Origin of the sequence: Rhodococcoides corynebacterioides (assembly GCF_019834675.1) — a bacterium.
GTDB lineage: Bacteria > Actinomycetota > Actinomycetes > Mycobacteriales > Mycobacteriaceae > Rhodococcoides > Rhodococcoides corynebacterioides_A.
The window spans coordinates 21,447-43,025 of the sequence record NZ_JABUBU010000006.1; the positions used below are offsets into that span (position 1 = coordinate 21,447).

The window sequence follows — 21,579 nt, forward strand, 5'->3', positions numbered from 1 at the left end:
GATCCACCCGCCGACACGACCACCCCGACCGATAGGCTGGTGCGCACGAGGCGCCGTCGCGGCGCCGCAGGTGGGCGCCCGGCGCGCCGTCGGAGACGAAGGAGCAGGAACGACCATGGGTCTGCTGACAGGAAAGTCACGACGCGCCACCCGGAAGGCCACCCGCAAAGCGGAGGCCAAGGCTCTCCGGCACAAGGCCGGGCTGGAGGCCAAGTACTCCGCCCGCAACGAGCGCAAGCATCTGAAGAAGCTCGCGAAGAACGACGCCAAGGCCCTCGCCAGCCAGCAGAAGACCGACGAGGCCTACCGCAAGGCCCTCGCCGCCCGCGAGCAGCGCGCCCGCGAGGGCAAGGTGAACGCGGCCAAGGTGCGCAAGTGGGTCGGTATCGGCCGCGTCCTCGCGCCCGTGCTGGTCCCCATCGCGTACCGGGCGGCGACGGCGATCCGCGGCCAGCTCGACCAGTCGCGGGCGTCACGCCTGGGTGTCGACGTCACCGAGCTCGGCCGGTACACCGGGCACGGCGCGAAGCTGAGCGCCCGCATCGTCGGCGCCGAGAAGTCGCTGAAGGAACTCGAGACCACCCACCGCGACACGGAGACCGGCCGCTTCGTCGAGGCGTCCCGCGCCCGGCTGGGCGACCTCACCACCGCCGTGCACGCCGCCGAGCAGATGCCGCCGAAGCGGCGCAGCCTCGCCCACGGCGCCATCTCCGACGAGATCGACGGCATCGAGGCCGACATCCTCGCGCGCCTCGGCGTCCGCTAGGACCTCTCGTGACCGAGCGACGACGCGCGTTCCGGGGGGCCGCCGTCGGCGCTCTCACCGGGGCGCTCGCCGTCGCCGCCCACGCCACCGCGGACGGCGAAGACCCCGACTCGACGTCGCTGACGCTGGTGGCCCTGGTGTCCGTCGGGCTCGGGCTGACGGCGTCGACCGTCGGGACCCGGCGCGACGGCCGGATGCCGGTCGCGGGCTGGCTCGCCGCCGGGCAGGTGATCGCCCACCTCGTCCTGGTCCTGGCCACGGGGCACGCCCACCCGGTGAGTGCCCCCATGCTGACGGCGCACGCGGCCGCGGTCGCGGTCGGTGCCGTCCTCGTCGCAGCGGCGGATCGCCTGGCCGCCGTGGTGGGCTCGGTGCTGCGGTCCGTCCGCTTCGTCCCGCGGATTCCGGCTCCGGCCGCCGGCCCACCGCTCCCCGGTCACCTCTCCGCCGTGGTGCCGGTGCCCCTGCTGCCCGCTCTCTCGAGGCGAGGACCGCCGAGCGCCTGACCGCTCCCGGCATCCCGTCACTCCTCGTCTCGAAAGACAACCTCATGAATCGCACTGTCACGCGTGCCCTCGGCACGGGTGTTCTCTCCGCCGCCGCCCTGATCGCCGCCGCGGGGGTCGCGTCCGCCCACGTCACCGTGGTCGCCCCCGGCGCGGCGCAGGGTGGGTACACCGTTCTCACCGTCCGGGTCCCCACGGAGTCGGACACCGCCTCGACGACGTCGGTGTCCGTCGACCTCCCCGACCTCACCTCCGCCCGCACCGAGCCCATGCCCGGCTGGACCGCCACCGTCGAGCGCTCCGCCGACGACAAGGCCACCGGCGTCACCTGGACGGCCGACCCCGGCAACCCCGGTGTGGGACCGGGCCAGTTCCAGCAGTTCGTCCTGTCGGCCGGCCCGCTGCCCGAGGAGGACACCGTCTCCTTCCCGGCACGGCAGACCTACAGCGACGGGAAGGTCGTCGCGTGGGATCAACCCACCACCGACGGCGCCGAGCCCGAGTACCCCGCGCCCACACTGGAACTCGCCGCGGCGAGTGCCGACGAGCACGCCGGTCACGGCGGGCATGCGGCCGGTGCGTCCGACACCACGACGACGGCGACGACCACCGCGGCCGCGTCGGAGTCCTCCGACGACACCGCGCTGTGGGTCGCCGGCGTGGCGCTGGTCCTCGGGGCGCTCGGTGCGGCCCTGGGACTCGGCAGCGTGCTGCGGGGTCGACGCTCGTGAGCCGGCTCCGCACGGTGCTCCTGCTCCTCGCCGCGATCGCTCTGGTCGGAATGCCCACGGCCTCGGCACATTCCGTGGTGATCGGCAGTTCCCCGGAGGACGGCAGCACCGTCGACACCGCCCCGACGACGGCGTCGGTGACGTTCAACGAGGCCGTGCAGGAGCAGTTCGCCTCGCTGACGGTGGTGGGCCCGGACGGCAACCTGTGGTCCGAGGGCGATCCCCGCGTCGAGGGGCCGACGGTGACCGTCGACCTGCGCGAGCTCGGTCCGGCCGGGACGTACACCATCGCGTACCGCGTCACCTCGGCCGACGGCCACCCGGTGAGCGGCACCCGCACGTTCGAGACGACGACGGCGGGGTCCGGCACCCCCGGACCGGCCGCGAACGCGTCGGCGTCGTCGGAGTCCGGCGGCGGAATCCCGTTGTGGCCGTTCCTCGTCGCGGCGGGCGTGGTGTTCGTCGGCGCGCTCGGGTTCTCGCTCCGCTCGCGGCGGTGACCCGAGCATGACCGGAGCCGGGACGACGGAGGGCGTCCGCGAGCGGTGGTCGCCCCTCGCCGTCGTTCCGGCTGCGGCACTCGGGGTCCTGGTCGCCGTGCTGCTCGCCGGCGGGGACACCGATTCCGTGGACAGCGCGGTGCGCGCGGTGGCCGACCTGGCCGCCGCGACCACCCTGGGCCTCGGCGTGGTGCTGCTCGCCGGCGCCACCTCCCGGCACGTCGACGACGCCCGCGCGTGGCGCGCCGTGGCGGTCACGGCGGGAACGTGGTTCCTCGCCGAGATCGCGTTGCTGCTGTTCGGCGCGGCGCGGTCGCGGAACGTCGCCGCCGACGACCTCACGACGACGGTGTTCGCCGACTACCTCGGCGGCGTCGTCGGGGGCCGGCTCGGCGTCGCCGTCGTCCTGATCGCGGGTCTGCTCGCCGTGGGGGCGGTGGTCGTGGTGCGGACCGGTGCCGACGTCTCGGGCGTCCTGGTGGTGGTGCCGGTGGGGGTCGCCGTGGTGATGCGCCCGATCACGGGCCACCTCGGGCAGCAGGCGTTCGGGGCGCCGACGATCGCCCTGCACGTCCTGGCCGCATCGGTCTGGCTGGGCGTCCTGCTCGCCCTCGCCCTGACCCTGCGGAGCCGCGGCGGGTGGGCGGAGATGCTGCCGCGCTACTCACGGGCCGCCGGATGGTGCGTGGGCGTCGTCGTCATCACCGGGGTGGTGGCCGCCACCGGCCGACTCGGCTCGGTCTCCGCGCTGATCGACGACGGCTACGGGCGGCTGGTGCTGGCCAAGGCTGCGCTGGCGATCCTGCTGGTCGCGGGCGGGTGGTGGCGTCGTCGCACGTGGGTGTCCACCATCGGCGATCACCGGACGGCGGCGTCGGTCTCCGTGGGCCGCGCGGTCGTCGAATGCGCGCTCATGGCCGTCGCGTTCGGGGTCGCCTCGACCCTGGCGACCACGGGCTGACCGAAGACCCGGCTCACCGAACGGCACCCCGGTTCCGCGACGGCACCCCCGATCGGGGGCGCAGGAACGGATCCGGGGTGCCGGTGGGCGTCAGGCGCGGGCGGGTTCCACAGACGGCTCCGCGCTGGGCAGCAGTCGCACGAGCACGTCGGACAGCGTGATCACGCCGAGCACCGCCCCGGCCGACCCGCGCACCACCGCGAGGTGGTTGCGCGTCGACCGCATCTCCGCGAGCGCCGTGTAGACGGTGCGATCGGCCGCGAGCTCGAATGCCGGGCGCACGAACTCGTCGATCGGCCGAGTGTCCTCCGCCTGCAACGTGTCTCGCACGTGCACCACGCCCACGACGTCGTCCTGCGCGCGCACCAGTATCCGTAGGTGACCCGTTCGGAGCGACGCGGCACGGACGTCCGCGACCGTGGCACCGACGGACACCGCGGTGGGGTCACCGCCGCGCAGCAGGTCCGCGACCGTCAGGCTCTCGAGCTCGAGGGCGCTGGTGATCTGATCCGAGTACTCCCGGTTCAGCGACCCCACGCTCACGGAGTGCGCCACCAGCTGCGCCAGATCGTCGGGGTTCTGACCCGACACCACCTGGTTGGCCGGCTCCACGCCCGCCTTGACCAGCAGCCAGTTCGCCATGTTGTTCAGCGACACCAGAATCGGGCGGGTGAACCACATGAAGACGCGCATCGGCACCGCCAACAGCGTGGCCGACCGCTCGGGGTGCGCGATGGCCCAGGACTTCGGGGCCATCTCACCCACCACGAGGTGCAGGAACGTGATGATCACCAGCGCGAACACGAACCCCAGCACGTCCGCCGCCCAGTAGGGCAGGCCGGTCGAGGTGAAAAGCGGCCGCAGCCAGTAGTGCACCGTCGGCTTGGAGAACGCACCGAGAGCCAACGCGCACAGCGTGATACCGAGCTGCGAACCCGCCAGCAGCACCGTCAGTTCCGCCGAGCTGCGCAGCGCGGCGCGGGCCGAGCGGCTGGTGGCGGCCGCGTCCTCGAGCCGGTGACGCTTGGCCGCCAACAGCGCGAACTCGACGGCCACGAAGAACGCGCTGAGCGCGACGAGCGCCGTGGTGACCACGAGGAAGACCAAGGGATTGCTCATCGGTTGTGCTCCGTTCCGGCGGCCTCGATCGCGACCTCGTCGGCGCTGCGCTCGCCGAGTTCGAGCGTCACCTGCGAGGGCACGTGGTTGTCGATGTCGCGCACCGTGGCCACGAGGTAGCGGCTGGGCGGCTCGTCGTCGCCCGCCAGCTCGCCGTGGTCCATGGGCAGGTCGATCTCGACGGTGTCGCCCACCTCGGGCAGGGACCCGAACTCGGCGATGACCAGGCCCGCGACCGTCTCGTAGTCACCGGACGGCAGATCCCGGCCCAGGGAGCGCTCCACCTCGTCGAGGTGGACGTCGCCCGCCACCGTCCACACGCCGTCGGCGTCCTGGACGGGGTCGATCGTCAGCTCGTCGTCGTGCTCGTCGGTGATCTCGCCGACGAGTTCCTCGGCGAGGTCCTCGATGGTGACGACGCCGGTGAACGAGCCGTACTCGTCCACCACGCAGGCCATCTGGTTCTTCGACGTCCGCAGCTCACCCATCGCGTCGGGCAGGAGCTGCGATTCCGGCAGCACCAGCGCGGGACGCACCAGGTCGGTCACCGGGGTGTGTCCCGGCAGGTCGGTCTGCATCACGTCGCGCAGGTGGACGATGCCGAGAATCGAATCGTCCGCGGCCATGACCGGGTACCGCGAGTGCTCGACGCTCATCAGCGCCCGCACCTCGGCGATCGTCGCGTCGTCCCGCACGGTGGCGACGCGGGACCGCGGGATCATCGCGTGACCCGCTGTGCGCGTGGGGAAGTCGAGAATGCGGTCGAGCAGGGTGGAGAGCTCCTCGGGGAGGTCGCCGGTGTCGCGGCTCTCGGCCACGATGTGCTCGAGGTCGCGCGCCGTGGCGGAGTGCTCGACGTCGTGGACCGGCTCGATCTTCAGCGCGCGCAGGAGAGCGTTCGACGACGCGTCGAAGATGCGGATGAGCCAACCGAACAGCTTGAGGTAGATCGTGGTCGACAGCGAGAGCCGGCGCGCGACCGGTTCCGGACGGGCGATGGAGTAGTTCTTGGGGAACAGCTCGCCGAAGAGCATCTGCACGAACGTCGAGACCACCAGGGCCGTGATCGCGCCGACGGCGATGCCGATTCCGCCGGGGACACCGACGCCGCCGAGCAGCGTGCCCAGGGACTGTCCGATCAGCGGCTCGGCGAAGTTACCGACCAGCAGGGCGGTGACGGTGATGCCGAGCTGCGCGCCCGAGAGCATGAACGACGTCCGCCGGGTCACCCCGAGCGTGCGTTCCGCGGTGGCGTCACCGGCCTTGGCGCGCGCCTCGAGCCGTGACCGGTCCACGGTCATGTACGAGAATTCCTGCGCCACGAAATAGCCGGTGGCGGCAGTGATGCCGACGACCACGACGATGCCCAGCAGCAGAGTCAGGAACGCTTCGATCATGTGCCGGTCACCTCCCTGGTCGCATCCGTCGATACGCGGGGAGCCGTGACCGGCCCGGGTCTGTCGCTGTCCATTCGTCCTCTGTCGGTTCGGGTGTTTCGCCCGAATCTACCGGACACCACGGCAGGACTGCATGGCGCGGATCGACTCCGCGCCGTGCGGTCACCGTCCGGGGTAGTACTTCATGGCGCGGATGAACACCGGCAGGGCCTTCGCCCACAGCTTCGGCGGCAGCCGTCGACCACCGAGGTTGATCAGCCGGGTGGTGGACACGGTCTGCGATTCGGTGAACTTGAGGATGCCGTCGACACCGTGGCGTCGGCCCACGCCGGAGACGCCCATGCCGCCCATCGGGGCGCCCGTGCTGCCCCAGGTCGGGGCGTAGCCCTCGTCGACGTTGACCGTGCCGGCGCGCAGGCGGGCCGCGATGGCCTCGCCCTCGGCCTTGGTACGGGCCCACACGCTGGCGTTCAGGCCGTATTCGGTGGCGTTCGCGCGCTCGACGGCCTCGTCCACGGAGTCCACCGGGTAGATCGACACCAGCGGGCCGAAGGTCTCGGCGGCGCAGCAGTCCATGTCCTCGGTGACGCCGGTGAGCACGGTGGGCTCGTAGAACATCGGGCCGATGTCGGGCCGCGCCCGGCCACCCGCGAGCACGGTCGCGCCCTTGACCTTGGCGTCGTCGACGTGGCGGGAGATGGCCTTGACCTGGTCCTCGGAGATGAGGCTGCCCATCTCGACGCCGAACTCGTAGGAGGCGGCCAGCGTCATCTTCTTCACGCGCTCGGCGAACGCCGCGGAGAACTTCTCGGCGATGGCCTTCTCGACGTAGATGCGCTCGATCGAGATGCACAGCTGACCCGAGTTGGAGAAGCACGCGCGCACGGCGGCGTCGACCACCTCGGGGATCTTGACGCCCTTAGTCACCACCATCGCGTTCTTGCCGCCCAGCTCGGCGGAGAACCCGATGAGCCGGCGGCCGGTCTGCTCGGCGAGCAGCTGGCCCGTGGCCGTGGAGCCCGTGAACATGAGGTAGTCGGTGGTGTCGACGATCGCGGTGCCGACGACGGACCCGGGGCCGGGCACGACGGCGAAAAGGTCGCGCGGCAGGCCGGCCTCGAACAGCAACTCCACGCAGGCCAGGGCACAGTACGGCGTCTGGCTGTCGGGCTTGAGCACCACGCCGTTGCCGGCGAGCAGGGCGGGAATGGCGTCCGACACGGCGAGCGTCATCGGGTAGTTCCACGGGGAGATGATGCCGATGACGCCCTTGGGCTGATAGTTGATGCGCGTCTTGGTCAGCACCGGCAGCATGCCGGGAACCCGCTTGCTCTTCAGCAGGTCACCCGCCGTGCGGGCGTAGTGCCGCGACGTCATCGCGATGTCGAGCACTTCCTCCTGGGCCGCGGACCGGGACTTGCCCGTCTCGGCCTGCGCCATGTCGATGAGCGACGCGCGATGCTTCAGCACCAGGTCGCGGTACTTGTGGAAGATCTTGGCCCGCTCGGCGACGGGCGTCGCGGCCCACGACTTCTGCGCGGCGCGCACGGTCTCGACGGCCGACAGCACGTCGTCCCGCGTCCCGACGGGCACGGTGGCCATCTCACGGCCGGTGAAGACCTCGACGACGGGCCGGGTCTCACGCCCGGGGGCGACGGAGGCGAGGGCGACCAGACGGTCGAAGGTGGCAGCGGTCGGCGCAGACATCGAACTCCCCGGGAGACTGGGTGCACGGCTCCGAGACCGGAGCTGTGTGTGACGGGCGTTGACAAGTACCCGACCACGGTACTCCACCAGTGCGTCACGTCACAGCCCCCGCGTACGCGCTCGGGCTTGACCCTCACGCGACGGGAGGAATCACAGTGAACAGCGTGAACGATGCACACGGATTCCGTTCCGTCGGTGCGGACGCCCGAGAGTTCCGTACCGTCGGCGCGGTCGCCCGACTCGCCGACGTCAGTGTCCGCACGCTCCACCATTACGACGCGGTGGGGCTGGTGGTGCCGTCCGGTCGCACCGGCGCGGGGTACCGGACCTACTCCGACGACGACGTCGAGCGGCTGTTCGCGGTGCTCGCCTACCGCGAACTCGGCTTTCCGCTGGACGAGATCCGGACGCTTCTCGACGATCCGGCCGCCGACGCCCTGACGCACCTGCGGCGGCAACGGGACGCGCTCGCCGACCGCATCGATCACCTGCAGGCGATGGCGACCGCCGTCGACACTCTGATCGAGGAGAGAACCATGGGACAGCAGCCCACACCCGAACAGCTACGCGAGATCTGGGGCGACGACTGGACGGGCGAGAAGTACGAGGACGAGGCCCGCGAGCGGTGGGGTGAGACGGAGGCGTGGGCGCAGAGCCGCGAGCGCACCGCGCGATTCACCACCGACGACTGGACGACGATCAAGGCCGAGACCGAGGCGCTGGAGGCGGACTGCGCCGCGGCAATGGCGGCCGGGGTGCGACCCGGCGAGCCCGCCGCGAACGCACTTGCCGAACGGCACCGTCTGTCCATCGACCGGTTCTACGACTGCGATCACGCGATGCAGGTGTGCGTGTCGGGCATGTACGTCGCCGACGAGCGGTTCCGCGCACACTACGACGCGCGGGCCGAGGGCCTGGCGCAGTGGTTGGTGGAGGTCATCGCGGCGAACGCGGCCGAGCACGGCGGGTGAACGGCTGGGATTTCTGCTCCTGTCGCGTTCTCGGTGGGCGGGATCCTGCTCCTCGACGGCGCGAGGGGAGCAGGAATCCCGCGCCGCACTACCCGAAGAATCCGGCGATCCGGCCGATCAGGCCGAGGGCCACGAGCACGACGATGATGCCGACGACGGCCAGGAAGATCACGGCCGGTGTGCGGGTGCGTTGCGGCGGTTCGTGATTCGGCCCGCCTGCCGACGTGGAGACGGGTGGGGTGTCGCCGGGAGCGACTCCTCCGCCCTTCTCGAGTCCTGCGACTTCGGTGGGATCGGGGTTCTGGCCGGACATCGGTGATTCTCCTCCGGGCTGCCGGCGCGTTCCGTCGTCGCCGCTGCTTTCCTGACTCGTTGTCATCGGTCACGTATTCCCCCGCTGCGGCAGGTCCAACCGAGCGACACGTCTCACACCCGAGCCCACACCCGGCCGCCCTATCCTGTGCAGCCATGAGCACCTTCATCGCCACGGCCGATCTGGCCGACGCCATCGGTCCGGACATCCGCAGCTGCGACACCCAATTCCGCCAGCTCGGCGCCGTCACCGAGTTCTGCGGTCCGATCACCACGATCCGGTGCTTCCAGGACAACCTGCTGGTCAAGCAGACCCTGTCGGAACCGGGTCACGGCGGCGTCCTCGTGGTCGACGGCGATGCGTCGATCCACACGGCCCTGGTCGGCGACATCATCGCCGGCCGCGGCGTCGAGAACGGGTGGGCCGGCGTGATCGTCCACGGCGCGGTCCGCGACTCCGCCATCCTGCGCACGCTGTCCATCGGGGTGAAGGCCCTCGGCACCAACCCCCGGAAGAGCACGCAGACGGGATCGGGCGAGAAGAACGTGCCCGTCGAGATCGGCGGGGTCACCTTCACGCCCGGCGAGTTCGTCTACAGCGACGACGACGGCGTGGTCGTCACCGCGGAGCCGTTGCCGGCGCAGGACTGACGAACACCGCGGGTGACGCGCGGCGGGTGACTACGCCTCCGCGGTGACGCGCGCCGACTGCCCGCCGACGGTCACGACGTCGTCGGCGCGCAGTTGGCGTCCGCGTCGGGTCTCCACCTCGCCGTTGACCTGCACCAGCCCGTCGGCGATCACCGCCTTGGCCTCCGAGCCGGAGTCGATGAGGTTCGCGAGCTTGAGGAACTGACCGAGGCGGATGACGTCGTCGCGGATCGGGACGACCATCACCCGAACGTCACCCCCTGCGCGAGGGGGAGTTCGGAGCTGTAGTTGACGGTGTTGGTGGTGCGGCGCATGTAGGCCTTCCAGGCGTCCGAGCCGGATTCGCGGCCGCCGCCGGTCTCCTTCTCGCCGCCGAACGCCCCGCCGATCTCGGCGCCGGACGGTCCGATGTTGACGTTGGCGATGCCGCAGTCCGATCCGGACGGCGAGAGGAAGCGTTCCGCTTCGCGCAGGTTGGTGGTGAAGATCGACGACGACAGGCCCTGCGGGACGTCGTTGTGGACGGCGATGGCGTCGCCGAGGTCGGTGTAGGTCACGACGTACAGGATGGGCCCGAACGTTTCCCGACGCATCACCGCGGTCTGCGACGGCATGCGGACGACGGCCGGGCGCACGTAGACGCCGCCGGCGCTGCCGCCGGGACCGTCGACGCGCTCGCCTCCCGTGACGACGACGCCGCCGTCCGCGCGGGCCTCGTCGAGGGCGGCGGCGAACGCGGTGTAGGCGTCCTCGTCGATCAGGGGTCCGACGAGGGTGTCGGGGTCGAGCGGGGAGCCGATGGGCAGCGTCGCGTAGGCGGCGGCGAGGCGGTCGACGAGCTCGTCGGCCACGGACTCGTGCACGATCGCGCGTCGCAGCGAGGTGCAGCGCTGGCCCGCGGTGCCGACCGCGGAGAACACGATGCCGCGGACCGTCAGGTCGAGATCCGCACTGGGACAGACGATGGCGGCGTTGTTGCCGCCGAGCTCGAGCAGGACGCGGCCGAATCGCGCGGCGACGCGGGGCGCGACCTCGCGGCCCATGCGGGTGGAGCCGGTGGCCGAGACGAGCGCAACTCGCGGATCGTCGACCAGCGCCTCGCCCGCCTCGCGTTCACCGAGGACGAGCTGGGTGACGGGGAGGTCGACGCCGGCGCGTCGGGCGGCCTCGTCGGCCAGGGCCTGGACGGCGATGGCCGTGACCGGTGTCTTCTCCGACGGCTTCCACACCACCGTGTCCCCCGCGACCAGGGCCAGCACGGTGTTCCAGGACCACACGGCCACCGGGAAGTTGAAGGCCGTGATCACGGCGACCACGCCCAGCGGGTGCCACTGCTCCATCATTCGGTGGCCGGGTCGCTCGGTGGCGATGGTCGCTCCGTGCAGTTGACGGGACAGTCCGACGCCGAAGTCGCAGATGTCGATCATCTCCTGGACCTCGCCGAGACCCTCGCTGACGATCTTGCCGGCCTCGATGCTGACGAGCTCGCCGAGGGCGGACTTGTGCTCGCGCAACAGTTCTCCGAGTTCCCGCACCACGGCGCCGCGCACCGGGGCCGGGACCGACGACCACTCGGTGAACGCGGCGGCGGCGGCCGTCACGGCGTCGGCTGCGGAGACGGTGGTGGGGAGGTGGCCCAGCGTCTCGCCCGTCACGGGACTCCGCGTGGCCGGCCCGTCACCGTCCGCCTCGAGCGGCGCGGCTCCGAGACTGCGCAGCAGGTCGGCGGTGCGGCTGGCCAGGGTGGCGGTGGCGGTCATACGTCGAGTCTCCCTCACGGCACGGACAGGATATTTTCCGTCTCAAGCGGTTGTTTACGGGATTTTATCGCATAGACTCGCGTTCATGACCCAGGTGCTGCCGATCTCTTCACCACCCGGTGACCCGTCGACCGTGCACGAGTCCCTGTCCCGCCATCTCCTCGTCGACGGGTTCGACCTCGTGCTCGATCTCCACCGCTCGTCCGGCGCGACGATCGTCGACGCCCGCACCGGCACCGCGTATCTCGACATGTTCACGTTCTTCGCCTCCAACGCCCTGGGCATGAACCACCCCGCCCTGGTCGAGGACGCCGAGTTCCGCGACGATCTCCTCACCGCGGCCCTGCACAAGCCGAGCAACTCCGACGTCTACACCGAACCGATGGCGCGCTTCGTCGACACCTTCGCCCGCGTGCTCGGCGTCCCGGAACTGCCGCACCTGTTCTTCGTGGAGGGCGGCGCACTCGCCGTCGAGAACGCGCTCAAGGTGGCGTTCGACTGGAAGAGCCGGCGCAACGAGGACGCCGGTCGCGATCCCCGGCTCGGCACCCGAATCATGCACCTGGAGCACGCTTTCCACGGTCGATCCGGCTACACGATGTCGCTGACCAACACCGACCCGATCAAGGTGGCGCGCTACCCCGCGTTCGACTGGCCGCGCATCCCGTCGGCGTACGTCCGGGAGGGCGCGGACATGGACGCCCTCGAGCGACGCTCGCTCGCCGCCGCGCGCGAGCACTTCGACCGTCACCCCCACGACATCGCCGCCCTCGTCCTCGAGCCGATCCAGGGCGAGGGCGGCGATCACCACTTCCGGCCGGCGTACCTCCGTGCCCTGCAGGATCTCTGTCACGAGTACGACGCCCTGTTCGTCGTCGACGAGGTCCAGACGGGCGTCGGCATCACCGGAACCGCCTGGGCGCACACCCAACTCGGCCTCGAGCCGGACGTCGTGGCGTTCGGCAAGAAGACCCAGGTCTGCGGCATCATGGCCGGACGTCGAGTCGACCTGGTGCGCGACAACGTCTTTCGGGTCGGATCGCGCATCAACTCGACGTGGGGCGGCGGGTTGGCCGACATGGTGCGCGCGCGGCGCATCCTCGAGGTGATCGAGCGGGACGGCCTCGTCGAGCGTGCCGCGCAGCTGGGCGAGGTCCTGGGCGATGCGCTCACGGAACTGGCCGTGCATCATCCCGGGGTGTCCGAGGTGCGCGGTCGCGGCCTCATGCGGGCGATCTCGTTGCCCGACAGCGAGACCAGGGACGCCGTGCTCACCGACCTGCGCGAGCGCGAGCACGTCCTCATGCTCGGATGCGGCTCGCGGAGCATTCGATTCCGCCCGGCCCTCACCGTCACCGAGGGCGAACTCCGCGGCGCCGTCGACGCCCTGGACCGCGTTCTCTCGGGGCAGCACACCCGGCACCCCTGACCGTGCGGGACGCGCGTCGGTGTGTGACCGTGGGTCCGGTGACGCCCACTGCGCCTCCCACCACGACGACGCCGCCCACCCTCGCCGACGACCACGTCTCCGACATCGACGCCCGGCACGTCTGGCACCCGTACAGCGGGTTCGACGTGCCCGGCCGCCCCGTCGCCCGTCCGTGGGTCGTGCGGGAAGCGTCCGGCGTCCGCCTCCATCTCGCCGACGGCCGCTCCCTGATCGACGGCATGAGTTCCTGGTGGGCGGCGGTGCACGGCTACCGCCACCCGGTGCTGGATGCGGCGGTCACGGACCAGCTCGGCCGCATGAGCCACGTGATGTTCGGCGGTCTGACACACGAGCCCGCAGCACGGTTGGCCGAGCTCCTCGTGACCGTCACCCCCGACGGCCTGGACCGCGTGTTCTTCTGCGACTCCGGTTCCGTCTCCGTCGAGGTGGCCGTCAAGATGTGCCTGCAGTACTGGCGTGCCCGCGGTCGGCCGGAGAAACGGCGGCTGTTGACGTGGCGGGGTGGGTACCACGGCGACACGTTCACCCCGATGAGCGTGTGCGATCCCGAGGGTGGGATGCACGCGGCGTGGTCGGGCGTGCTGACCGAGCAGATCTTCGTCGACGCTCCACCACCCCACCGCGACGACACCTACGCCGACCTTCTCACTCGCGCCGTCCACGACCACCGTGACGAGATCGCCGCGGTGATCGTCGAACCCGTGGTGCAGGGCGCGGGCGGCATGAGGTTCCACGACCCGTCGTACCTCGCCACGCTCCGACGGGCCTGCGACGACGCCGGCGTCCTGCTGATCTTCGACGAGATCGCCACCGGATTCGGCCGGACGGGGACACTGTTCGCGGCCGACGCGGCCGGCGTGACTCCCGACGTCCTGTGCGTCGGCAAGGCTCTCACCGGCGGGTACCTGTCCCTGGCCGCGACGCTGTGCACCGCCGAGGTGGCGACGACGATCAGCGCGGGCCCGGCCGGCGGCCTGATGCACGGGCCGACGTTCATGGCCAACCCGCTCGCGTGCGCGGTGGCGGTCGCATCCACCGAGCTGCTGCTGAGCCGTGACTGGCGGTCGGAGGTGGCGCTCGTCGAGTCCGAGCTGCGGACCGGGCTCGAACCCGCGCGCGCCCTCGCCGGGGTGCGCGACGTCCGGGTACAGGGTGCCATCGCGGTCGTCGAGATGGAGACGGCCGTCGACGTCGGGCGGGCTGCCGCGGCCGCTGCCGCGGACGGGGTGTGGCTGCGGCCGTTCCGCAACCTGGTGTACGCGATGCCGCCGTACGTCTGCACACGCCCCGAGGTCCGGGCGATCGCCGGCGCCATGGTGCGGGCAGCGGCGGTGGAATCGGAGGCTGCGGAGAGCTGACCCGGACGCGCACTTGAACACTGTTCAAGTCGGTGCGTAAGCTGCGTCGACGTGGCCGCTTCCGTACACACCTCCTCGGCGCTGTCGTGGTTGGACGACGACGCGCAGCGCCGACGCGATGTCGGTCTGCACCGCGTGATCCGGCCGCGGACGGACACCACGGCGCTCCTCGACGTCGCGTCGAACGACTATCTGGGGCTTGCCCACCACCCGGCGGTGCGCGCCGGCGCCCATGCCGCGATCGACGGGTGGGGGTGCGGAAGCACGGGCTCACGGTTGGTGACGGGAACGACCACCGATCACGAGGCCCTCGAGGACGAGCTCGCCGAGTTCGTCGGCGCCCGGTCCGGGTTGGTGTTCTCCAGCGGTTACACGGCCAATCTCGGCGCGGTGATCGCGCTGGCCGGCGCCGGGTCGCTGATCGTCTCGGACGCCCTCGTCCACGCCTCGATCGTCGACGCCGCCCGGCTGTCCCGCGCGCGGGTCAGCGTGGCTCCGCACCGGGACGTCGCCGCGGTGGTCGACGCGCTCGCGAGCAGGAGCGAAGCCAGGGCACTCGTGGTCGTCGATTCGGTGTTCAGCGCCGACGGCGACCTCGCCCCCCTGCGGGAGTTGTACGCCGCCGCTCGACGGTTCGGCGCCGTCCTCCTCGTCGACGAGGCGCACGGCCTCGGGGTTCGCGGCCGAGGCGGCCGCGGCCTCGTCGAGGAATGCGGCCTGGCCGGCGCCTCCGACCTGGTGGTGACCGCGACGCTCTCGAAGGCCCTGGGCTCCCAGGGCGGCGTGGTCCTCGCCGAACCTGCTGTGCGCGAGCACCTTCTGCACGCCGCGCGGACCTTCGTCTTCGACACCGCACTGGCACCCGCCGCCGTCGGCGCCGCGCGCGCCGCCCTCCGCGTCCTGCGTGCGGAACCCGACCGGGCGCACGCCGTGCTGCGCCACGCCGACCGTCTGGCCCGCGCCCTCGGTCGGAGCGAGGTGCCCGAGTCCGCCGTCGTTCCCGTCGTGCTCGGTGATCCCGATGCCGCCGTGCGCGCGGCCGAGCGCTGCCGGGCGAACGGAGTGCTGGTCGGCTGCTTCCGCCCGCCGTCCGTTCCGCGGGGTGAGTCGCGATTGCGCCTGACCGCACGCGCCGACCTCACGGACGACGACATCGCCACGGTGGGGGACGTCGTCACGTCGGCGATCGCGGCCGCATGACCGTCATCGTGGTGACCGGCACCTCGACCGACGTGGGGAAGACCGTGGTGACCGCCGCCCTCGCCGTCGGATACGAGCGAGCGGGCGCGAGCGTCGCGGTGTGCAAGCCGGCCCAGACGGGGGTGGCCGCCGACGAGGACGGCGATCTCGCCGTCGTCGCCCGACTGTCGGACCCGCAGCGCCGCAGAGAGTATCGAGAATGCGCCCGCTACCCCGACCCCCTGGCACCGTCGGTCGCCGCCCGTCGCTCCGGACGGGCGTCCGTCACCGTCGCGGAGGTCGTGGACGCGGTCGACGATCTCCGGTCGCGCTCCGACGTCGTGCTGGTGGAAGGCGCGGGCGGAGTGGCGGTCCCGTTCGACGACGTCGGCACCACCCTGCTGGACGTCGTGACCGCGCTGACGGCGTCGGTCGTCGTCGTCACCCACCCCGGCCTGGGTGCGCTGAACCACGCCGCGCTCACCATCAACGCTCTGCAGCAACGGAATTCGCGTGTTCTCGGTCTCGTCCTCGGATCGTGGCCCGACGCGCCGGATCTCGCGGCCGCCACCAATCGAACGGAGCTACCGGCGGTCACGGGCGTGCCGATCATCGGCGCGGTGCCGTGCGGTGCCGGCACCCTCGACGCCGCGATGTTCGTCGACCGTGCGCCCGACTGGATCGACCACTCGTTCCTGCCCCTCGATCCCACCCCCGACCTCAGGAGTGCCTCGTGACCATCCTCGACGACGTCGACCGCATCGTGCTGCAGAACGGTGACCCACTCACCGCTGAGCAGGTTCTGGCCGTGCTCGAACTCCCCGACGAGGCCGTGGCCGACGCGCTCGACCTCGCGCATCGCGTCCGATTGCGTTGGTGTGGCGAGGAAGTCGAGGTCGAGAGCATCATCAGCGTCAAGACCGGTGGCTGCCCGGAGGACTGTCACTTCTGCTCGCAGTCCGGGTTGTTCGCCTCCCCGGTACGCGCGGCGCGCCTCGACATTCCCCAGCTCGTGGCAGCGGCCAAGGACACCGCCCGCTCCGGCGCGAGCGAGTTCTGCATCGTCGCCGCGGTCCGCGGACCCGACGCGCGCCTGATGGAGCAGATCCGACTCGGCATCGACGCGATCCGCGCCGAGGTCGACATCGACATCGCCTGTTCCCTCGGCATGCTCACTCGCGACCAGGCGGCGACGTTGGCGGGCTGGGGCGTGCACCGCTACAACCACAATCTCGAGACGGCGCGGTCCTACTTTCCGCAGGTGGTCACCACGCACACCTGGGAGGAGCGGGTGCAGACTCTGCGGCTGGTCTCCGAGTTCGGCATGGAGGTGTGCTGCGGAGGCATTCTGGGGATGGGCGAAAGTCTGCGCCAGCGAGCGGAATTCGCGGTGGAACTGGCCGCCGTGGCGCCGCACGAGGTGCCGCTGAACTTCTTCGACCCCCGTCCGGGCACCCCGTTCGCCCATCTCGACGTCCTGCCCGCGGTGGACGCCCTGCGCGCGATCGCCGCCTTCCGCTTCGCCCTGCCGCGCACGGTCCTCCGCTACGCCGGCGGTCGGGAGATCACCCTGGGCGATCTCGGTGCACGACAGGGCATTCTGGGTGGAATCAACGCGATCATCGTCGGCAACTACCTGACCACGCTGGGTCGACCGGTTGCGTCGGACCTCGACATGCTGAAGGACCTGTCGATGCCGATGAAGGCGCTCGATGCCGCGATCTGAGACCGCTTGCTTCGATCACCGGACCGGCGCACCCGTCGGTGCAGAGACGGTGAGGGCGCCGCTCGGGTACGAGCCACCGCGGTTCTGCGCGCTGTGCGGTCGGCGCATGGTGGTGCAGGTCTTCCCGACGGGGTGGACGGCGGCGTGCTCGCGACACCCGCTGCTCCGAGGGTGACCCCGACATCCTGTGACCACCCGTCACAGGAATTGTTCGCGTCCGTCTACCATCACCAGCCATGACGCTGAAGTACGACGTGGCCGGCCGCGGCCCCACCTTGGTTCTGGTCCACGGAGTGGTCCACCGGCGCCAGGCGTGGGACGCGGTTCTCGACCGCCTGACTCCGCACCGACGCGTCATCACCGTCGACCTGCCCGGTCACGGCGAGTCGGATCCCCTGCCGGAGGACGGCGGGGACGCGATCGAGGTCATGGTGTCCGAGCTCGTCGCCTTCGTCCGCGAGGTCGAGGAGCCCGGGCAGCAGGTGCACATCGCGGGCAACTCGCTGGGCGGCTACCTGTCGTTGGTGCTGGCGGCGCTAGGCGAGGTGGCGTCCGCCACGGCGCTCTCCCCGGCCGGGTTCTTCCTGAACCGCACCGACCAGGCGCGCACCATCAACACCTTCAAGGCGGTCCGGCGGGTCGCGCGCACTTTCGGTGATCGCGCCCCGGCCGCGATGCGCTACCGCGCCGTGCGCTACCCGTCACTGCTGCCGTTCTTCGCCCACCCCTCGCACGTGGCGTACGAGTCGGCGGTGCACGACGTGCACTCGCTCACCACGAACCCCATGATCGACGCGGGCATCGAAGCCGACTTCACCTTCCCGCCGGCCACCGAGCCGCGGGTGCCGGTGACCGTTGCCTGGGGAACGCGGGACCTGATCCTCCCCTACTACCAGTCCCGACGCGTCCACTCGGTGTTCCCGGACGCCACGCTGATCCCCGTGCCCGGCGTGGGCCACGTCCCGATGACCGACAACCCCGCGTTGATCGCGTCGATCCTGCTCGCGGGCAGCGAACTGCCGAGCTGAGCGAGCGGTCGGGCCGTCAGGCCGTCTCCATCTCCGCCACCACGCGGCGCACGATGTCCCCGGCGGGGGCGGCGGTGACGGCCCGCCAGCCGGTTCCGGCCCACAGGTTGGGGACGTCGGCGCGGCCGGCTCTCGTGGCGGCGGCCCGCAGCGGCCCGGTCAGCGCGTTGACCTCCGGATACCCCGCCGGTGCGCTCGCCGTGTGCTGCGCGGCGAACTCGTTCTCCAGGCCGCGCGCGGGACGGCCGGAGAAGGACCGCGTGACGACGGTTCGCGTGTAGGTCCGGTCGAGCAGCGCGCGTCGGTGCACGTCGGACGTGCCGGCCTCGTCGGCGCAGAGGAACGCGGTCCCCATCTGCGCGGCGACGGCGCCGAGCCCCAGCGCGGCGACCACCCCGGAGCCATCCATGATGCCGCCGGCGGCGATGAGCGGGACGTCGACGGAGAGCCCGACGGCCACGAGCAGCGACGGCAGGGACATCGCCTCGCCGCCGCGGGGCGACGCCGGATCGTCGGCGAAGACGCCGCGGTGACCGCCGGCTTCGCTGCCCTGGACCACCAGCAGGTCGGCCCCGTCCTCCGCTGCCATCTCGGCCTCGGCCACCGAGGTGACGGTGCCGATCATCAGGGCCCCGATGTCGTGGACGCGGTCGGTCAGCTCCCGCCCCGGCCGGCCGAAGGTCACCGACACGGCAGCAGGACGGTGTCGCAGGACGATCTCGACCTTCTGCTCGATCGCGTCGTCGCCGTGGACGGGATCGCCGAGGTCCACACCGAGCTCCGCTGCGAGCGGCGCCAGGTCGCGGGCGTAGTCGGCGAGGACCGACTCCGACGCGATCCGCGCCGACGGCAGGAACAGGTTCACGCCCCACGGCCGGTCGGTGCGGCGCTCGACCTCGATGAGGTTCGCCTCCAGCGCGTCGCGAGTGGAGACGGCACCGGCGAGCATGCCCAGCCCGCCGGCCTCGCTGACCGCGGCGGTCAGGGCGGGGGTCGACGGGCCGCCCGCCATCGGGGCGCAGACGACGGGGAGCGAGGCGGGGAAGACGGCCATGACCCGAGCGTATCGACCGGTCGTGCAAGTGGGTCCGGTTGTCACAGGAGCAGGTTCACAGTTGCGCAGGTTCCGGTCACCCTCACCGGTTGCAACCCGTGCGGGTGGCGGGAACCCGTGCACCTGGCGGGAACGCGCGCAGGTGGCGGAAACCTGCGCAGATCGAGGCGCGCTGCGCAGCCGGAAGTTGCTCTCGTTTCCGCAACCTGCTCCGGCTGTAACAGGAGCACCTTGCTGGAGGGGGAGCAGGTTCGCAGTTGCGCAGGTTCCGGTCACCCTCACCGGTTGCAACCCGCGCGGGTGGCGGAAACCTGCGCAGGGCGCGGCGCAGCCCGAAGTTGCTTCGGTTCCCGCAACCTGCTCCGGCTGTAACAGGAGCAACTTGCTGGAAGGGGAGCAGGTTCGCAGTTGCGCAGGTTCCGGTCACCCTCACCGGTTGCAACCCGCGCGGGTGGCGGGAAGCAGAGCAGATCGAGGCGCGCTGCGCAGCCGGACGCAGCTCCCGCGCACGTTCCACCCCGACCTGCGCAGATCACCGGCCGCAGCCGACACCGGCCCCGCCCACTGGGACGGGAACCGACGACAGGTCCGGTTACTCGGGACGAAACACCACGAGAGCCGGTTATCATGGGCGCACACGAGTACACGACGGCGTCGGGGCCGTACGGGACGACGGCGTACGCCGAATCCCGGAGCACACCGAGTCCTGGAGCGCACCCATGCACGTCGATCACCCCGAAGTCTCGCGTCGGGCTCTCCGCGCGTGAGCCCATCCGACCATCGGCAGCGGTCCTCCACACCGTTCCACGACGGCCGGAGCCATCGTGATCGGCGGGCGGACGGGCCGGGGCGCCATTCGTCGCCGGAACAGCGCATCGCGACCGCTCGCCGCGGCCGCCGGGTACCGGCGTTCGGTGGCCGCATCGCGACGGGACCCGTCGCCGTCTTCCGGCGGTGGCTGACCACTCCGCACGACTTCGACTGGATCTTCGTCCACCGCTCCACCCGGCCGCTGCACGGTCTGATCAAGGGCGTGGTGGTGTTCGGGGTCGGACTGAACGCGCTCGTGTCGATGCTCATGCTCGGCTCGCCCTACGGGCCGTCGGGAACCGCCGAGGTCACCTGGGTGATGATTGTGCTCGCCGCGCAGATCGCGGTGATCGCGTGGGTCACCTTCGCGCCCACCCCCACCAGGAAGGCGCAGTTCCTGGGGCTGCTGCTCTTCGGCGATCTGGGCATCACGTCGGTGATCCTGCTGGACACCCCGACCAGCGCCCTGATCGGCACGTTCCTGTTCGCGCTCAACGGCGCCCTCTGCACGTTCTTCCTCAGTGCGCGCATCCTGCTCGCGCACCTCGCCTTCGTGAACGTCGTCATCGCCTGGATCGGCCTGCAGGCGTACCTGCAGGGGCTCTGGGGGATCAACGACGCGGTGGCCGCCGTGCTGGTCGCGAGCGGATCGGTCAGCGGCGTCCCCGTCTTCGCCCACATCGCCTGGTCCCTGGTCTCAGCGGACGCCCGGGCGTCGGAGTTCGACGAACTCACCGGCGTCGCGAACCGCCGGGGCCTGCAGAACGCGGTCGACGAGCTGTGGGACGTCGCCCGCTCGCGCGGCGTGTCCGTCGCGGTCCTCCTGGTCGACATCGACCGGTTCAAGGCGGTCAACGATCGGTTCGGCCACGACCGCGGCGACGCCGTGATCCGGACCGTCGCCTCCCGGCTTCACGCGCTGCTCGGTGCTCGGTGCTCGCGGGATCCTGGCCCGCACCGGCGGCGAGGAGTTCGTCGGTGTCGTCGTCGACACGGACGGCGACCTGCCCGACCTCGTGAGTCGCGTCACCGCGACGGTTCACGACCCGGCCGACGACGTGCCCGTCACGGCCAGTGTCGGCGTCGCCGTCATGACGCCCGATTCCCCGTCGTGGCAGGTCGGACCGGCCGCGGTCACCCGCGCGACCCGCGCGGCCGACTCCATGATGTATCGAGCGAAGGCCGCCGGCGGCGACCGCGTGCTCACGACGAGGGTCTGACGGAGGCACGGGCCGCCGCCCCCCGGACGGGACACCGGGCACACTCGATTCCCATGACCTCCGTGTTCCATGGCCTCGTCGCGATGAATTCGCTCTTCGCGGCGTCGGCGTGGTGCCTCGCGCGCCCCACGCGCCTGTCCGCAGCCGCCACCGCCGTCGCGTCGGTGGGTTGGCTGTTCTTCAACGGCCCGATCGAGGGGCGCGTCCTGGTCGTGTTCTCCCCCCAGCACGGCATCACCGAGTCGGATCTGCTGTCCGTGGTCGGCGTCGCGATCGCCGTGACCGGGTGGTGGCGGTGGCGGCGTGCGCGGGACCGCGCCCTCCCCGTCCGCTGATCCCCCGGGCGCGCGCACAATCCGCGCGCGAACTGCGT

General features: G+C 71.4%; 22 protein-coding genes. 15 read left to right on the forward strand and 7 right to left on the reverse strand.

Annotation, left to right across the window (positions count from 1 at the left end):
* Window positions 1-115 precede the first annotated feature (115 nt).
* From HQ603_RS09580 to HQ603_RS09600, 5 genes are read left to right on the forward strand one after another with little or no spacing between them, the layout of a single operon-like run.
* A complete protein-coding gene (locus tag HQ603_RS09580; protein WP_222684320.1) occupies window positions 116-766 on the forward strand; it encodes a DUF6474 family protein in 651 nt (216 codons plus the stop codon).
* Window positions 767-774: 8 nt separating this feature from the next.
* Entirely contained in the window at window positions 775-1,272 is a 498-nt protein-coding gene (locus HQ603_RS09585; protein WP_222684321.1) for a hypothetical protein, read from the forward strand.
* A gap of 44 nt (window positions 1,273-1,316) precedes the next feature.
* Window positions 1,317-2,003: a YcnI family copper-binding membrane protein gene (locus HQ603_RS09590; protein WP_222684322.1), complete on the forward strand. Its 687-nt coding sequence runs from the start codon at window positions 1,317-1,319 to the stop codon at window positions 2,001-2,003.
* A 50-nt stretch (window positions 2,004-2,053) separates the two neighbouring features.
* Window positions 2,054-2,503, forward strand: coding sequence for a copper resistance CopC family protein (locus tag HQ603_RS09595; RefSeq protein WP_222684405.1), 450 nt, complete (start codon window positions 2,054-2,056; stop codon window positions 2,501-2,503).
* A gap of 7 nt (window positions 2,504-2,510) precedes the next feature.
* Complete coding sequence (locus HQ603_RS09600) at window positions 2,511-3,464, forward strand: CopD family protein (protein ID WP_222684323.1); 954 nt, start codon at window positions 2,511-2,513, stop codon at window positions 3,462-3,464.
* 90 nt (window positions 3,465-3,554) lie between these two features.
* Here HQ603_RS09600 and HQ603_RS09605 read toward each other — a convergent pair whose 3' ends face one another.
* The 3 genes from HQ603_RS09605 to HQ603_RS09615 all read right to left on the reverse strand — a co-directional run bounded on the left by HQ603_RS09605 (window position 3,555) and on the right by HQ603_RS09615 (window position 7,687).
* Window positions 3,555-4,583, reverse strand: coding sequence for a hemolysin family protein (locus HQ603_RS09605; RefSeq protein ID WP_222684324.1), 1,029 nt, complete (start codon window positions 4,581-4,583; stop codon window positions 3,555-3,557).
* A complete protein-coding gene (locus HQ603_RS09610; protein ID WP_261773636.1) occupies window positions 4,580-5,980 on the reverse strand; it encodes a hemolysin family protein in 1,401 nt (466 codons plus the stop codon). Before HQ603_RS09610 ends, HQ603_RS09605 begins: the two co-directional genes overlap by 4 nt.
* A gap of 162 nt (window positions 5,981-6,142) precedes the next feature.
* Window positions 6,143-7,687 (reverse strand): succinic semialdehyde dehydrogenase, encoded by a 1,545-nt coding sequence (locus HQ603_RS09615; RefSeq protein ID WP_222684325.1) that lies wholly within the window; start codon window positions 7,685-7,687, stop codon window positions 6,143-6,145.
* A gap of 164 nt (window positions 7,688-7,851) precedes the next feature.
* Here HQ603_RS09615 and HQ603_RS09620 point away from each other — a divergent pair, with 164 nt between their 5' ends.
* Window positions 7,852-8,658, forward strand: coding sequence for a MerR family transcriptional regulator (locus HQ603_RS09620; RefSeq protein ID WP_308126439.1), 807 nt, complete (start codon window positions 7,852-7,854; stop codon window positions 8,656-8,658).
* Window positions 8,659-8,746: 88 nt separating this feature from the next.
* Here HQ603_RS09620 and HQ603_RS09625 read toward each other — a convergent pair whose 3' ends face one another.
* Window positions 8,747-8,971 carry a DUF6480 family protein gene (locus HQ603_RS09625; RefSeq protein WP_222684327.1) on the reverse strand — a complete coding sequence of 75 codons (225 nt, stop codon included), beginning with the start codon at window positions 8,969-8,971 and terminating at the stop codon, window positions 8,747-8,749.
* Window positions 8,972-9,126: 155 nt separating this feature from the next.
* On the opposite strand from HQ603_RS09625, the gene rraA reads away from it, so the two are divergent.
* On the forward strand, window positions 9,127-9,621 hold the full coding sequence (gene rraA / locus HQ603_RS09630) for a ribonuclease E activity regulator RraA (protein WP_068364089.1): 495 nt from the start codon (window positions 9,127-9,129) through the stop codon (window positions 9,619-9,621).
* Window positions 9,622-9,651: 30 nt separating this feature from the next.
* Here rraA and HQ603_RS09635 read toward each other — a convergent pair whose 3' ends face one another.
* Both HQ603_RS09635 and amaB read right to left on the reverse strand, forming a co-directional pair.
* Window positions 9,652-9,864: an RNA-binding S4 domain-containing protein gene (locus HQ603_RS09635; protein WP_222684328.1), complete on the reverse strand. Its 213-nt coding sequence runs from the start codon at window positions 9,862-9,864 to the stop codon at window positions 9,652-9,654.
* The gene (gene amaB / locus HQ603_RS09640) at window positions 9,864-11,381 is read right to left on the reverse strand and encodes an L-piperidine-6-carboxylate dehydrogenase (protein WP_222684329.1); all 1,518 of its coding nucleotides are present in this window, start codon (window positions 11,379-11,381) and stop codon (window positions 9,864-9,866) included. Before amaB ends, HQ603_RS09635 begins: the two co-directional genes overlap by 1 nt.
* A gap of 85 nt (window positions 11,382-11,466) precedes the next feature.
* Between amaB and lat the strand changes: the two genes are divergently transcribed.
* The 7 genes from lat (at window position 11,467) to HQ603_RS09670 (ending at window position 18,122) form a co-directional block, all read left to right on the forward strand.
* Window positions 11,467-12,810 carry an L-lysine 6-transaminase gene (gene lat / locus HQ603_RS09645; protein ID WP_222684330.1) on the forward strand — a complete coding sequence of 448 codons (1,344 nt, stop codon included), beginning with the start codon at window positions 11,467-11,469 and terminating at the stop codon, window positions 12,808-12,810.
* A gap of 38 nt (window positions 12,811-12,848) precedes the next feature.
* Window positions 12,849-14,189 carry an adenosylmethionine--8-amino-7-oxononanoate transaminase gene (locus tag HQ603_RS09650; RefSeq protein WP_308126440.1) on the forward strand — a complete coding sequence of 447 codons (1,341 nt, stop codon included), beginning with the start codon at window positions 12,849-12,851 and terminating at the stop codon, window positions 14,187-14,189.
* A 51-nt stretch (window positions 14,190-14,240) separates the two neighbouring features.
* Complete coding sequence (locus HQ603_RS09655; protein WP_222684332.1) at window positions 14,241-15,389, forward strand: 8-amino-7-oxononanoate synthase; 1,149 nt, start codon at window positions 14,241-14,243, stop codon at window positions 15,387-15,389.
* Window positions 15,386-16,105 (forward strand): dethiobiotin synthase, encoded by a 720-nt coding sequence (gene bioD / locus HQ603_RS09660; RefSeq protein WP_222684333.1) that lies wholly within the window; start codon window positions 15,386-15,388, stop codon window positions 16,103-16,105. Before HQ603_RS09655 ends, bioD begins: the two co-directional genes overlap by 4 nt.
* Window positions 16,102-17,094: a biotin synthase BioB gene (bioB, locus tag HQ603_RS09665; RefSeq protein ID WP_222684334.1), complete on the forward strand. Its 993-nt coding sequence runs from the start codon at window positions 16,102-16,104 to the stop codon at window positions 17,092-17,094. Before bioD ends, bioB begins: the two co-directional genes overlap by 4 nt.
* A complete protein-coding gene (gene bsaP, locus HQ603_RS19280) occupies window positions 17,081-17,269 on the forward strand; it encodes a biotin synthase auxiliary protein BsaP (protein WP_261773637.1) in 189 nt (62 codons plus the stop codon). Before bioB ends, bsaP begins: the two co-directional genes overlap by 14 nt.
* 61 nt (window positions 17,270-17,330) lie before the next feature.
* Window positions 17,331-18,122 (forward strand): alpha/beta fold hydrolase, encoded by a 792-nt coding sequence (locus tag HQ603_RS09670; protein ID WP_222684335.1) that lies wholly within the window; start codon window positions 17,331-17,333, stop codon window positions 18,120-18,122.
* 16 nt (window positions 18,123-18,138) lie between these two features.
* Here HQ603_RS09670 and HQ603_RS09675 read toward each other — a convergent pair whose 3' ends face one another.
* Complete coding sequence (locus tag HQ603_RS09675; RefSeq protein ID WP_222684336.1) at window positions 18,139-19,176, reverse strand: nitronate monooxygenase; 1,038 nt, start codon at window positions 19,174-19,176, stop codon at window positions 18,139-18,141.
* A 763-nt stretch (window positions 19,177-19,939) separates the two neighbouring features.
* Here HQ603_RS09675 and HQ603_RS19285 point away from each other — a divergent pair.
* The gene (locus tag HQ603_RS19285; protein ID WP_222684337.1) at window positions 19,940-21,541 is read left to right on the forward strand and encodes a GGDEF domain-containing protein; all 1,602 of its coding nucleotides are present in this window, start codon (window positions 19,940-19,942) and stop codon (window positions 21,539-21,541) included.
* The last annotated feature ends 38 nt before the right edge of the window (window positions 21,542-21,579 follow it).

Bases quoted from the DNA above. Each gene is read 5' to 3' on its own strand.
- HQ603_RS09635 (WP_222684328.1), bottom strand. From the start codon at position 9,864: ATGGTCGTCCCGATCCGCGACGACGTCATCCGCCTCGGTCAGTTCCTC.
- HQ603_RS09590 (WP_222684322.1), top strand. From the start codon at position 1,317: ATGAATCGCACTGTCACGCGTGCCCTCGGCACGGGTGTTCTCTCCGCC.
- HQ603_RS09615 (WP_222684325.1), bottom strand. From the start codon at position 7,687: ATGTCTGCGCCGACCGCTGCCACCTTCGACCGTCTGGTCGCCCTCGCC.
- lat (WP_222684330.1), top strand. From the start codon at position 11,467: ATGACCCAGGTGCTGCCGATCTCTTCACCACCCGGTGACCCGTCGACC.
- HQ603_RS09600 (WP_222684323.1), top strand. From the start codon at position 2,511: ATGACCGGAGCCGGGACGACGGAGGGCGTCCGCGAGCGGTGGTCGCCC.
- HQ603_RS09580 (WP_222684320.1), top strand. From the start codon at position 116: ATGGGTCTGCTGACAGGAAAGTCACGACGCGCCACCCGGAAGGCCACC.
- HQ603_RS09610 (WP_261773636.1), bottom strand. From the start codon at position 5,980: ATGATCGAAGCGTTCCTGACTCTGCTGCTGGGCATCGTCGTGGTCGTC.
- rraA (WP_068364089.1), top strand. From the start codon at position 9,127: ATGAGCACCTTCATCGCCACGGCCGATCTGGCCGACGCCATCGGTCCG.
- bsaP (WP_261773637.1), top strand. From the start codon at position 17,081: ATGCCGCGATCTGAGACCGCTTGCTTCGATCACCGGACCGGCGCACCC.
- HQ603_RS09625 (WP_222684327.1), bottom strand. From the start codon at position 8,971: ATGTCCGGCCAGAACCCCGATCCCACCGAAGTCGCAGGACTCGAGAAG.
- HQ603_RS09595 (WP_222684405.1), top strand. From the start codon at position 2,054: ATGCCCACGGCCTCGGCACATTCCGTGGTGATCGGCAGTTCCCCGGAG.
- HQ603_RS09675 (WP_222684336.1), bottom strand. From the start codon at position 19,176: ATGGCCGTCTTCCCCGCCTCGCTCCCCGTCGTCTGCGCCCCGATGGCG.
- amaB (WP_222684329.1), bottom strand. From the start codon at position 11,381: ATGACCGCCACCGCCACCCTGGCCAGCCGCACCGCCGACCTGCTGCGC.
- HQ603_RS09670 (WP_222684335.1), top strand. From the start codon at position 17,331: ATGACGCTGAAGTACGACGTGGCCGGCCGCGGCCCCACCTTGGTTCTG.
- bioD (WP_222684333.1), top strand. From the start codon at position 15,386: ATGACCGTCATCGTGGTGACCGGCACCTCGACCGACGTGGGGAAGACC.
- HQ603_RS09605 (WP_222684324.1), bottom strand. From the start codon at position 4,583: ATGAGCAATCCCTTGGTCTTCCTCGTGGTCACCACGGCGCTCGTCGCG.